The organism is Vibrio sp. 10N.222.49.C9, assembly GCF_041474985.1.
GTDB lineage: Bacteria > Pseudomonadota > Gammaproteobacteria > Enterobacterales > Vibrionaceae > Vibrio > Vibrio crassostreae_C.
In genome coordinates, this window is record NZ_JBFRVD010000878.1 from 1 (window position 1) to 313 (window position 313).

General features: G+C 52.1%; 1 protein-coding gene. It reads right to left on the reverse strand.

What is annotated here, in order from left to right:
- Positions 1-54 precede the first annotated feature (54 nt).
- Positions 55-313: pseudouridine synthase (locus tag AB4585_RS26040; RefSeq protein ID WP_372171663.1), on the reverse strand; the 259-nt coding region annotated here is incomplete at its 5' end.

The following is a 313-nucleotide window of genomic DNA, read 5'->3' on the forward strand; positions in this document are numbered from 1 at the left end:
GTCGTCGGCCACTTTGCTTACCAGCAGCAGCTGGCTACGCTAGCGAGTTAGTCGCTAGAACGGAATATCGGCCTCAAAGGTGACCCACTCTTTAGTAACGGGGTGGGTGAAGCTGAGCTGCTGTGCATGCAGATACAATCTTTTGTCTTTGCGGCCATATAAGGTATCGCCAATGATGGGCATGTTAAGCCCCTCGGCGTGAGCACAATGAACTCGTAGCTGGTGGGTGCGACCTGTTTCTGGATACAGCATGACTTTGCTGTGTCCATCAATGGTTTCTAGAAGTTGATAGCGAGTGTGCGCAGGCTTGCCT